The sequence below is a fragment of the Aeromicrobium flavum genome (assembly GCF_007992115.1).
Lineage (GTDB): Bacteria > Actinomycetota > Actinomycetes > Propionibacteriales > Nocardioidaceae > Aeromicrobium > Aeromicrobium flavum.
The window spans coordinates 185497-196741 of sequence record NZ_BJZQ01000005.1 but is presented as its reverse complement, the minus strand read 5'-3'; the positions used below and the strand labels follow the sequence as shown (position 1 = coordinate 196741).

The window sequence follows — 11245 nt, the reverse complement described above, 5'->3', positions numbered from 1 at the left end:
TTCGGGCTGTCGCTGCTCAACATCCCCGAGCCGCTCGGCGGCCTCTCCGAGGAGCGCTCGGCCGTCACGGGCGTGCTCGTGGCCGAGGCGCTGTCGCACGGTGACATGGGCCAGGCCGTCGCCTGCCTCGCGCCGTCGGCGGTCGCCACGGCGATCTCGCTGTGGGGCACCGAGGGCCAGCAGCAGACCTACCTGCCGTCCTTCACCGAGGGTGACGTCCCGGCGGCCGCGCTCGTGGTGGCCGAGCCGGTGCCGATGTTCGACCCGCTCGACCTCACGACGGTCGCCCGGCGCGTCGAGGGCGGCTACGTCCTCAACGGGCTCAAGTCCGGTGCGGTCCGCGGTGCGGAGGCGGAGCTGCTGGTCATCGCCGCCGACGTCGAGGGGCGCGGCCCGTCGATGGTCATCGTCGAGTCCAGCACCGACGGCGTCGCCGTCGCCGCCGACCCCGGCATGGGCCTGCGGGCCGCTGGCCTGTCGCGCATCCAGCTGACGGACGTCCGCGTCGACGAGGACGCGATCCTGGGCTCGCCCGAGGACTACCGCACGATGATCCGCCTGTCGCGCCTCGCGTGGGCCGGCCTGGCGCTCGGCACCGCGAAGTCCGTGCTCGAGTACGTCAAGGAGTACGTCGTCACCCGCGAGGCGTTCGGCGAGCCCATCGCGTACCGCCAGGCCGTGGCCTTCACGGTCGCCGACATGGCGATCGAGCTCGAGGGCATGCGCCTGGTCACCCTCAAGGCCGCGTCGCGCGCCGAGCGGGGCAGCGACTTCGCCCGCGAGGCCGCCCTGGCCCGCCGGCTCTCAACCGAGTACGGCATGAAGATCGGCACCGACGGCGTCCAGATGCTCGGCGGTCACGGCTTCGTCAAGGAGCACCCGGTCGAACGGTGGTACCGCGACCTGCGTGCCGTCGGCGTGATGGAAGGAGCAGTCCTCATCTGAGGACGGGACACACCATGATCTACCTCGAGACCCCCAAGAAGTTCCGCGGCTTCGTCCAGCAGGCCCACGACGTGGCCAACGAGTTCCTGCGCGCCAACTCGCGCAAGTACGACCTGGCCGAGCACAGCTACCCCAAGGAGCTCGACCTCCTGGCCTCGCTGATCGACGGCCTCAACGAGTCGGGCAACAGCACCGGCGCCGGCGCGGCCGGCGTCCGCGTCAAGGGCGACAAGAAGAAGGACGAGGGCGTCCGCAACGCCACCAACATGGCGTCGGTGCTCTCGGTCATCGAGATGTGCTGGGGCGACGTCGGCCTGCTGCTGTCGATGCCGCGTCAGGGCCTGGGCAACTCGGCCATCGCCTCGGTCGCCACCGACGAGCAGCTCGAGCGGTTCAAGGGCACGTGGGCCTCGATGGCCATCACCGAGCCGAGCTTCGGCTCCGACTCGGCGGCCATCAAGACCACCGCCATCAAGGACGGCGACCACTACATCCTCAACGGCGAGAAGATCTTCGTCACCTCGGGTGAGCGCTCGGACTCCGTCGTCGTGTGGGCGACGCTCGACAAGAGCCTGGGCCGCGCCGCGGTGAAGTCGTTCGTCGTGCCGAAGTCGCTGCCGGGCATCCGGGTCGAGCGCCTCGAGCACAAGCTCGGCATCCGGGCCTCCGACACCGCCGTCATCGTGCTGGACAACTGCCGCGTCCCGGCCGAGAACCTGCTGGGCTCTCCCGAGATCGACACGTCCAAGGGCTTCGCCGGCGCGATGGCCACGTTCGACAACACGCGCCCGCTGGTGGCGGGCATGGCCGTGGGCTGCGCCCGCGCCTCCTTGGAGGTCATGCGCGACCTCATCGAGCAGGCCGGGCTGACGATCGACTACGACCGCTCGCCGGCGCTGCAGCCGCACGTGGTCGCGACGTTCCTGCAGATGGAGGCCGACTGGGAGGCCGCCCTGCTGCTCACGCTCGAGGCCGCGTGGATGGCCGACAACCGCCAGGCCAACTCGCTGCAGGCCTCGATGGCCAAGGCCAAGGCCGGCCGCTCGGGCAACGACATCACCCTCAAGTGCGTCGAGCTCGCCGGCTCGCTGGGCTACAGCGAGACCGAGTTCCTCGAGAAGTGGGCTCGCGACTCCAAGATCCTCGACATCTTCGAGGGCACGCAGCAGATCCAGCAGCTCATCGTCGCGCGACGACTGCTGGGCCTGACCAGCTCGCAGCTGAAGTGACCCGCCGGGCCGCGATCAGGGACGGAGCAGCGCCTTGATCGCGGTCCGCTCGTCCATCGCCCGGTAGGCGTCCGCGACCTTCTCCAGCGCGAAGGTGGCGTCGAAGACCGCCCCGGGCCGCAGGCTGCCGTCGAGCACCTCGGGGAGGAGCTCGTCCAGGTAGTTGCGGACCGGGGCCACACCGCCCGCCAGCGACTGGTTGCGGCGGAACATCGCCGGGATGTTCATCTCGACCCCGTGCGGGACGCCGACGTAGCCGACGGTGCCGCCCGGCCGCAGGGACAGGAACGCCTGCTTCATCGACTCGCCGGTGCCGACGCACTCCAGCACCGCGTCGGCGCCGATGCCACCGAGGATCTCGGTGACCTCGGCGGCGCCCTCCTTGCCGCGGGTCGCGACGACGTGGTCGGCGCCGAACTGCGTCGCCAGCGCCTGGCGGTCCTCGTGGCGCGACATCGCGATGACGGTGGAGGCGCCGAGGCGCTTCGCGGCCAGCACGGCCGAGAGTCCCACCGCGCCGTCGCCGACGACGGTGACCGTCGACCCGTGGGTGACGCCGGCGCTGACGGCGGCGTGGTGACCCGTGGGGAACACGTCGGTGAGCGCCAGCAGGTGCGGCAGCAGGTCGTCGTCGACCTCGCCGGGCACCGTGACGAGGGTGCCGTCGGCCTGCGGGATGCGGACCAGCTCGGCCTGGCAGCCGGCGTAGCCGCCGCCGTTGACGCACGAGGTCTGGACGCCGTTGCGGCAGTGGGCGCAGGTGTTGTCGCTGTACATGAACGGCGCGATGACGAAGTCGCCCACGCGGAGCCCGGAGACGTCGCTGCCGACGCTCTCGACGACGCCGACCTGCTCGTGGCCGATCTGCTGCGCCTCGGTCTGCTCGCCGTTGAGGCCGCGGAAGGGCCACAGGTCGCTGCCGCACACACAGGAGGCCACGACGCGGACGATCGCGTCGGTGTCGGCCTCGAGCACGGGGTCGGGGAGGGTGTCGAGTCGGATGTCGCCGGGGGAGTGAAGGACGGTCGCGCGCATGCGTGCAAGGATGTCAGACATGAGCGAAAAGCCCGAAGTTGATTTCACTCCCGGCCCCGCCCCGACCGACCTCGTGATCGAGGACATCACCGTCGGTGAGGGCGACGAAGCCGTCAGCGGCGGCGTCGTCGACGTCCACTACGTGGGTGTCGACTTCGAGACCGGCGAGCAGTTCGACGCGTCCTGGGACCGCGGCCAGTCGGCTCGCTTCCCGCTGCCGCAGCTCATCGGCGCCTGGCAGCAGGGCATCCCCGGCATGAAGGTCGGCGGCCGCCGCAAGATCGTGGCCCCGCCGGAGCTGGCCTACGGCCCGGCCGGCGGCGGACACCGCCTGTCCGGCCGCACGTTGGTCTTCGTCATCGACCTGCTCGGCGTCAACTGAGCCGTCCCCTCAGCGGGGCAGCACGTCCAGGGCCTTCGCGACCCGTCGGTCCGAGATCGGGCCGACGGCGCGCAGCTCCTGAGCGAAGACGCTGACCCGCAGCTCCTCGAGCATCCACCGCACCCGCTGCACCGGCGGCGACAGGCGCTGCCACGGGCGCAGGTCCTTGGTCTGCTCGTGGAACCGTGCCTCGAGCGCCCAGATGGGCGCCGGGTCCTTCGGCGACGTGAGCCGCTTGGAGGCCGCGCGCAGGTAGACCGACAGCCGGCCGACCTGATCGGCCCCCATGTCGCGGACGAACCCCGGGTGGACGAGCCACGAGACCTGCACGCGCACGTCCTCGCCGGCCTCGTCCGTGCCGGGGTCGAGGTCGCCCAGGGCCTGGAGTGCGGTGATCACCTGGCGCACGATCCGCTCGGTGAGGGGCACGGCGTCGGCGCGCACGAGGTCTCGTAGGCGGCGGAAAGCGGCCTCGTCCCACACGGGCCCGCCGTGCTCGACGACGAGGTGGTCGAGTGCGGCCAGCCACGACTCCTCGATGACCGCGGCGGCGTCGCCCTGCGGGGACGTGGCGAGCAGGAGCTTGTCCTGCAGTGACAGGGTGCGGCCGACCGTGCCCACGGGCGATCCCGTCGACAGCGCGATCAGCCGGGCCTGTCCGCGGATGGTCGCGACGCGCTGCTCGGCCTCGGTGCGCAGCACCCGGAGCGCGACGCTCTTCCCCTCGTCGACGACGGCCGGGTAGCCGGTGACCTGGCCCGCGGTGATGCTGCGCTCGAGGTCGCCGAAGTCCCAGTCCGTGATGCCGGTGCGCTCCTCGCTCTCGGCGCGGCGCTTGAGGTCGCGACGCAGGCGCGGCTCCAGCTCGCGCCGCAGGGCGTCGAGGTCCTTGCCGGACGCGAGCTCGCGGTCACCGTCGACCACGCGGAACGTCGGGCGCAGGTGGGACGGCAACGCGGAGGGATCGATGAGGGACGGCTCGACCTCGAGCGCGCGGCCGAGCTCGGTGCGCAGGTCCCGCGTGGTGTCGAGGTCTGGCAGCACCCGCTCGGCGGCCTGGGCCGCCGGGGCGAAGCGGCGGCGCTCGGCCTTGGGCAGGGTGCGGATGAGCTCGGTGACCAGCTCGAGACGGCGTCCGGGGACGCCCCAGGCGAACTCGTCCTCGCGGATCGTGAGCAGGTCGTCGACGGGGACGGTGATGGTGATGCCGTCGTCGCGGGCCTGCGGGTCGAACCGGTACGAGACGTCGTACGCGCCGTCGAAGTCGGCGCTCTGGGACGTCCACGTCGTCGGGAACGCGTCGGCGTCGACCTCGGCGCGGAAGAGGTCGTCGGTGAAGTCGAGGACACGCTTGTCGGGCTGCTTCTTCCACCAGGCGTCGAAGTGACGCACCGAGACGACCTCGGCGGGGATCCGCGCGTCGTAGAAGTCGACGAGTGTCTCGTCCTCGACCCGGATGCCCCGGGTGCGCACGCGCTCCTCGAGCTCCTCGATCCTGGCCAGGCGGTCCTGGTTGCGCTGCCAGAAGCGGTGGTGCGTGCGCCACTCGCCGCCGACGAGGGCGTGCCGGATGAAGAGCTCGCGAGCCAGCGGTGCGTCGTGCTGGGCGAGCATGACGGTGCGGTCGACGACGACGGGCAGCCCGTAGAGCGTCGATCGCTGGGTGGCGACGGCGGCGCCTCGCTTGGCTGACCACCGCGGCTCGGAGTACTGGTGCTTCAGCAGGTGTCCGGCGGCCTGCTCGACCCACACCGGATCGACGCGGGCGTTGTCGCGCGCGAACAGGCGCGACGTCTCGACCAGCTCGCCGGCCATGATCCATCGCGGCGGCTTCTTGGCCAGGCCCGAGCCGGGGAAGATCGAGAACCGGGCGCCCCGCGCCCCGAGGTACTCGCGGGTCTCGGCGTCGCGCAGGCCCACGTGTGAGAGCAGCCCGTGCAGCAGCGCGCGGTGGATGGCGTCGGCGTCGGGCTCCTTGCGGACCTTGCCGGGCTTGAGGCCGAGCTCGCGCGCGGTGCGCCGCAGCTGGGAGTTGACGTCGGCCCACTCGCGGACGCGCAGGTAGTGCAGGAACTCGTCGTGGCACATCCGGCGGAACTTGGTGTGCGACAACTCGTCGCGCTGCTCCTGCAGGTAGTCCCAGAGCTTGAGCAGGCTGAGGAAGTCGGAGTCGGGCTGCCGGAAGCGCGCGTGCTGGGCGTCGGCGAGCTGCTGCTTGTCGAGCGGGCGCTCGCGGACGTCCTGGATCGACAGGCCCGCGACGATGACCAGCACCTCCGGCAGCACGCCGAGTCGGTCGGCGGCCAGCACCATGCGGGCGTGGCGGGGGTCCAGGGGGAGTCGCGCCATCGTGCGACCGACCTTCGTCAGCCGGTCGGTGCCGTCGAGCCGCGGAGCCAGCGCATCGAGCTCGCGCAGGAGCGCGAGGCCGTCGGCGACGGCGCGATGGTCGGGCTCGTCGAGGAAGCCGAAGTCGCGGATGTCGCCGAGGTCGAGCGCGGCCATCTGCAGGATGACGCTGGCGAGGTTGGTGCGCTGGATCTCGGGGTCGGTGAACTCCGGACGGGACTCGAAGTCCTCCTCGTCGTAGAGCCGGATGCAGATGCCGTCGGCGACGCGGCCGCAGCGCCCGGCGCGCTGGGACGCGCTCGCCTGCGAGATGCGCTCGATCGGCAGCCGCTGGACCTTCAGGCGGGCGCTGAAGCGCGAGATGCGCGCCAAGCCGGGATCCACGACGTAGCGGATGCCGGGAACGGTGATCGAGGTCTCGGCGACGTTGGTGGCCAGCACGATCCGCCGGCGCGGACCGGTCTGGAAGACCTTCTGCTGCTCGTGCGCCGCCAGGCGGCCGTAGAGCGGCACGACGTCGCCGAGGGACTTGCCCTCGAGCACCTCGGCGGTGTCGCGGATGTCGCGCTCGCCGGGCAGGAAGACCAGCACGTCGCCGTCCCGCGGCAGCTCGCGGACCGCGCTGACGATGCCGTCGATGACGTCGTCCTCCCGGTCGAGCGGCCGGTAGCGGACCTCGACGGGGTAGGTGCGCCCGCTGACCTCGATGATCGGGACCGGACGCTCGGGCGTGGCGAACAGGTCGGCGAAGCGCTCGACGTCGATGGTCGCGGAGGTGACGATGACCTTCAGCTCGGGGCGGCGGGGGAGCAGCTCGCGCAGGTAGCCCAGCAGGAAGTCGATCGACAGCGACCGCTCGTGGGCCTCGTCGATGATGATCGTGTCGTAGCGCTCGAGCCGTCGGTCGTGCTGCAGCTCGGTCAGCAGCAGCCCGTCGGTGACGAGCCGGACGATCGTGTCGGGCCCGGACCTGTCGTCGAACCGCACGGCGTAGCCGACCTCGGCGCCCAGCTCGACGTCGCACTCCTGCGCGATGCGCGCGGCGACGGAGCGGGCGGCGATCCGGCGCGGCTGGGTGTGCGCGATCTTGGTGCGCCCGAGCTCGGCGGCGATCTTCGGCAGCTGGGTCGTCTTGCCCGATCCGGTCTCGCCGGCGACGACGACCACCTGGTGATCGCGCAGGGCGTCACGGATCTCGTCGTGACGCGCGGTGATCGGCAGGCCGGGATCGAACTCGAGTTTCATCGCTCCCATCATCACCGGAGGCCGAGCTGGTCCGCGAAGAGGGCATAGCCGACGAAGGCGACGACGTCGAGGATCGTGTGCGCGATCACCAGCGGCATGACCCGGCCGGTGCGGTGGAACCACCACGCGAACACGACGCCCATCGCGGCGTTGCCGACGAACTGACCGAACCCCTGGTAGAGGTGATAGCCGCCGCGCAGCAGGGCGGACGCCGCGATCACGGCCGGCAGGCCCCAGCCGAACTGCCGCAGGCGCGTCATCAGGTAGCCGACGACGATCACCTCCTCCACGACGGCGTTCTGGATCGCGGAGAGCACCAGGACGATCACGGTCCACCAGTAGAGGTCCTCGGGACTCGTGACGATCTCGGCGGTGACGCCGAGCGCCCGCCCACCGAAGTAGACCCCCAGTCCCGGGATGCCGATCACGGCGGCGAGGGCCGCACCGAACGCCACGTCGCGCCACGGTCGGCCGGCGTCGAGGCCGAGGCGCCGCAGCACCGGGGGAGCGGCGTCGAGACTCAGCAGGTAGAGCGCCAGCGCCACCGGGACGAGCGCGAAGCCGATCGCGAGCAGCTGGTACGTCAGGTCGAGCCACGGGACGGCGTCGCGCGACTGGTTGAGCGAGGCGGTGGAGTCGCGCAGCGGTCCCTGGCTGAGCTTGCGCACCAGGCTGACGACGGAGTACACGGCCGACTGGCCGAGGGAGAGGCCGAGGACGATCCAGACCTCGGCGCGCAGGCGCCGGGTCACGGGGTCACAGGTCGTTCGTGGCGAAGGTGTCGCAGTTGTTCACGTTGCCGGTCTCGTAGCCGGTCTGGAACCACCGCTGGCGCGACTCGCTGGACCCGTGGGTCCAGGAGTCCTGGTTGACCCGGCCGCCGCCGAGCTCCTCCTGGATGTGGTCGTCGCCGACCGCGGCCGCGGCGGAGAGCGCCGAGTCGATGTCGCCCTGCGTGAGGGGCTTGATGAGCGTGTTGCCCTGGGCGTCCTGCGTCGACGCCGCGTGGTTGGCCCACACGCCAGCCATGCAGTCGGCCATCAGCTCGATCCGGACGCCGCCGCTGCGGGGTCCGGTCTTGCCGTCCTGGCCCTTGGCGAGGATGCCGAGGACGTTCTGGACGTGGTGGCCGTACTCGTGCGCGACGACGTACATCTGCGCGAGGTTGCCGCCGTCGGCGCCGAACTGGCTGGTGAGCTGGTCGAAGAACGAGGCGTCGATGTAGACGCGCTCGTCGGACGGGCAGTAGAACGGTCCCGTCTGGTTCGACGCGGTGCCGCACGGTGACTGGGTCGCACCGGAGTAGATGACGGTCTGCGCCTCGCGGTACTGGCGGTTGACGTCGGCGGGCAGCGCGTCGGTCCAGTAGTCCTGGGCGCTGTTGACCGTGCCGATGATCCGGCACGTGTCGTCCTTGTTCGCGTCGGCGCCGGTCTTGCACTGGCTGACGTCGATCGAGGACGACTGGCTGCCACCGGTCAGCACCTGGTTGACGTCGAACGCCGAGCCCGTGCCGCCACCGCCGTCGAGCGGGTTGCCGCCGAGGAAGGCGAAGAGCAGCATGAGCAACAGGCCGCCGATGCCGCCGCCGACCACGGCGCCGCCCTTGCCGCCGCCGGTGACCTGACTGGTGTCCAGGTTCGCGCCCTCGTTGAACGTCATGGCGCGATTCTAGGGGTGCTCAGCGCTTGCCGCCGCCGAGCAGACCGCCCAGCAGGTCGCCCAGTCCGCCGCCGAGCCCGCCCTTCGACGATGACGACCCGCCGCCGCCGAGCAGCCCACCGATGAGGTCCTCGAGCCCGCCGCCGCCGGCGATGGTGCCCTGCTGGCCGCTGCCGGTGGCGCGCTTGGCGAGGTAGGCCATCACGATCGGGGCGAGGATCGGCAGGAGCTTCTTCACGAGTCCCGCGTCCTGGGCGCCGCTCGTCGAGCCGAGCGCGACCGCGACGTCGTCGGACTTCTCGCCGAAGACGTTCTTGACGATCTTCTCGCCGTCGGCCGTGTCGATCTGATCGACGTCGACGCCGCCGTCCACGAGGGAGGTGTCCTTCGAGGCGATCGCCCCTCCGAGCGAGGCGGCGCCCTTCGGGTCCTTCGCGTTGGCCTCGAGTCCTCCGAGCAGGGCGGGCAGGGCCGCCTCGATGCCCTGTTCGGCGGCGGAGCGCTCGACGCCCAGTCGCTTCGCGATCTGGTCCACGGGGATGAGCTGGTGCAGGTCGTCGAGGCCGGCCATGGGGACTCCTTCGTCGATGCGGTCCGGGCGGACCGGCATTTCGAGCGTAACGCGGAAGCGTCCTCTGCCTAGGGTTACGCCATGACGGAAGCGATGAGCCCGGTCCTGCCCGTGTCGGGAGACGACGAGGCGCGGCGGGCGGGACTGCGCCGGATGCGGACCCTGGCGACGTCCCTGCTCGTGGTGGCCGCGATCGTCTTCGCCGCGACGCACGGACTCGACGGCGGGTGGGGCTACGTCAACGCCGCGGCCGAGGCGGCGATGGTCGGCGCGATCGCCGACTGGTTCGCGGTGACCGCGCTCTTCCGGCACCCGATGGGCCTCCCGATCCCGCACACCGCGCTGATCCCGAAGAAGAAGGACCAGCTGGCGGCCAGCCTGCAGGACTTCGTCGCCGAGAACTTCCTGCGCGAGGACGTCATCCGCGACCGGATCGCCGCCGCCGGGCCCGCGGAGCGGGTGGGGCACTGGATCGCGTCGCCCGGCCGGGTCCACCGCATCGTCGACGAGGGAGCCCGGGTCACCTCCGACCTGCTGCACCGGGTCAAGGAGGAGGACGTGCAGGCGGTCATCACCGAGCTGATCGTGCCGCGCATGATGCAGGAGCCGCTGAGCCCCGCCGTGGGTCAGCTGCTGACCGAGATCCTCGACGAGGGCGCGCACACGGGCCTGGTCGACCTCGGGCTGGATGAGCTTCACGGCTGGCTGGCGCGCCACCCGGATCGGATCACCGACCTGATCATCCAGCGCGCTCCGGAATGGGCGCCCAAGTGGGCCAACGCACTGGTCGCCGATCGCCTCTTCCGCGAGGTGCTGACGTGGGTGGAGGACATCCGCGACGACCCGCGCCACGACGCGCGCGTCGCGCTGGACCACTGGCTCGTCGAGCTGGCCCACGACCTGCAGCACGATCCCGAGACGATGGACCGCGCCGAGCGGCTCAAGCAGCGCCTGCTGACCCAGCCGAAGGCGTCGACGACCGCGGTGCGGCTGTGGGACTCGTTCCGCCGGGGGCTGCTGGAGGCGCTGGACGACCGTGACGGGGTGCTGCGCCGGCGGATCGTCGAGGAGATCGAGCACCTGGGGGAGCGGCTGCAGTCGGACGCGGTGCTCGCGGCGAAGGTCGACGGCTGGGCCGGTGACGCCGCGGCCTATGTGGTCGAGCACTACGGCGGCGAGATCGCGACGGTCATCTCGGCGACGGTCGAGCGCTGGGACGGCAAGGAGACGGCCGACCGGATCGAGCTGCACGTCGGTCGCGACCTGCAGTTCATCCGCATCAACGGCACCGTCGTCGGCGGCCTGGCCGGACTCGTCATCCACGCCATCGCGCAACTGCTCTGAGCCCCGTGCGTAGCCCTCCGCGAGGTGTTTGCTAGAGTTCAGTGCTGCAGCAAAACGCACCTGTCCGGGTGGCGGAATTGGTAGACGCGCTAGCTTGAGGTGCTAGTGCCCTGTAAGGGGCATGGGGGTTCAAGTCCCCCCTCGGACACAGAAGAAGCAGATGGCTCTGACCAGCGGAAACGCGGTCAGCGCCATTTGTTGTCTCAGAGACGAAACGCCACGGGATCACCCTGTTCTTTGGAGTTCCAGCGTATTCGCCTACCGGTGGGGGATGGGCCGCGCACGACGTGCCCATGGTGACCATCTGTCGCGGCCGGGGCGTTCTTGTCCACCACGGCGCGGGCGCCTTGACGCGCCCGGCCCCGCGCCCAAGGATCGGTGTGAACCAGATCACATTCATTCGGGGGTACGAGATGGCACAGGCACACAGGTCGAGCAGGTGGGCCATTGCGGCGGCGACGGGGGTCTTGGCGGTGGCGCTGG

9 protein-coding genes and 1 tRNA gene are annotated in these 11245 nt (G+C 71.1%); 5 read left to right on the top strand and 5 right to left on the bottom strand.

The genetic code is table 11. From position 1 onward, the window contains the following. Together AFL01nite_RS07690 and AFL01nite_RS07685 are read left to right on the top strand one after the other, a co-directional pair. Nucleotides 1–945: acyl-CoA dehydrogenase family protein (locus AFL01nite_RS07690; RefSeq protein WP_146827068.1), on the top strand; the 945-nt coding region annotated here is incomplete at its 5' end. A gap of 14 nt (nt 946–959) precedes the next feature. After that, nucleotides 960–2174 (top strand): acyl-CoA dehydrogenase family protein, encoded by a 1215-nt coding sequence (locus tag AFL01nite_RS07685; protein WP_146827066.1) that lies wholly within the window; start codon nt 960–962, stop codon nt 2172–2174. 15 nt (nt 2175–2189) lie between these two features. On the opposite strand, the gene AFL01nite_RS07680 is transcribed toward AFL01nite_RS07685, so the two are convergent. Further along, the gene (locus tag AFL01nite_RS07680) at nt 2190–3209 is read right to left on the bottom strand and encodes a zinc-dependent alcohol dehydrogenase family protein (RefSeq protein ID WP_146827065.1); all 1020 of its coding nucleotides are present in this window, start codon (nt 3207–3209) and stop codon (nt 2190–2192) included. A gap of 19 nt (nt 3210–3228) precedes the next feature. Between AFL01nite_RS07680 and AFL01nite_RS07675 the strand changes: the two genes are divergently transcribed. Next, on the top strand, nt 3229–3591 hold the full coding sequence (locus AFL01nite_RS07675; RefSeq protein WP_146827063.1) for an FKBP-type peptidyl-prolyl cis-trans isomerase: 363 nt from the start codon (nt 3229–3231) through the stop codon (nt 3589–3591). A gap of 9 nt (nt 3592–3600) precedes the next feature. On the opposite strand, the gene hrpA is transcribed toward AFL01nite_RS07675, so the two are convergent. The 4 genes from hrpA to AFL01nite_RS15705 are packed head-to-tail and all read right to left on the bottom strand — an operon-like array spanning nt 3601 to nt 9418. After that, nucleotides 3601–7185, bottom strand: coding sequence for an ATP-dependent RNA helicase HrpA (hrpA, locus tag AFL01nite_RS07670; RefSeq protein WP_146827061.1), 3585 nt, complete (start codon nt 7183–7185; stop codon nt 3601–3603). 11 nt (nt 7186–7196) lie between these two features. Then, entirely contained in the window at nt 7197–7937 is a 741-nt protein-coding gene (locus AFL01nite_RS07665; protein ID WP_146827059.1) for a CPBP family intramembrane glutamic endopeptidase, read from the bottom strand. 4 nt (nt 7938–7941) lie between these two features. Next, nucleotides 7942–8847 (bottom strand): KPN_02809 family neutral zinc metallopeptidase, encoded by a 906-nt coding sequence (ypfJ, locus tag AFL01nite_RS07660; protein ID WP_146827057.1) that lies wholly within the window; start codon nt 8845–8847, stop codon nt 7942–7944. Between the two features lie 19 nt (nt 8848–8866). After that, nucleotides 8867–9418 (bottom strand): DUF937 domain-containing protein, encoded by a 552-nt coding sequence (locus AFL01nite_RS15705; protein WP_146827055.1) that lies wholly within the window; start codon nt 9416–9418, stop codon nt 8867–8869. A gap of 81 nt (nt 9419–9499) precedes the next feature. Here AFL01nite_RS15705 and AFL01nite_RS07650 point away from each other — a divergent pair, with 81 nt between their 5' ends. Together AFL01nite_RS07650 and AFL01nite_RS07645 are read left to right on the top strand one after the other, a co-directional pair. Continuing rightward, nucleotides 9500–10762, top strand: coding sequence for a DUF445 domain-containing protein (locus tag AFL01nite_RS07650; RefSeq protein WP_146827053.1), 1263 nt, complete (start codon nt 9500–9502; stop codon nt 10760–10762). 62 nt (nt 10763–10824) lie between these two features. After that, nucleotides 10825–10910, top strand: a tRNA-Leu gene (locus tag AFL01nite_RS07645). Nucleotides 10911–11245 lie beyond the last annotated feature (335 nt).

Bases quoted from the DNA above. Each gene is read 5' to 3' on its own strand.
- AFL01nite_RS07680 (WP_146827065.1), bottom strand. From the start codon at position 3,209: ATGCGCGCGACCGTCCTTCACTCCCCCGGCGACATCCGACTCGACACC.
- AFL01nite_RS07685 (WP_146827066.1), top strand. From the start codon at position 960: ATGATCTACCTCGAGACCCCCAAGAAGTTCCGCGGCTTCGTCCAGCAG.
- AFL01nite_RS15705 (WP_146827055.1), bottom strand. From the start codon at position 9,418: ATGGCCGGCCTCGACGACCTGCACCAGCTCATCCCCGTGGACCAGATC.
- AFL01nite_RS07650 (WP_146827053.1), top strand. From the start codon at position 9,500: ATGACGGAAGCGATGAGCCCGGTCCTGCCCGTGTCGGGAGACGACGAG.
- AFL01nite_RS07675 (WP_146827063.1), top strand. From the start codon at position 3,229: ATGAGCGAAAAGCCCGAAGTTGATTTCACTCCCGGCCCCGCCCCGACC.
- ypfJ (WP_146827057.1), bottom strand. From the start codon at position 8,847: ATGACGTTCAACGAGGGCGCGAACCTGGACACCAGTCAGGTCACCGGC.
- hrpA (WP_146827061.1), bottom strand. From the start codon at position 7,185: ATGAAACTCGAGTTCGATCCCGGCCTGCCGATCACCGCGCGTCACGAC.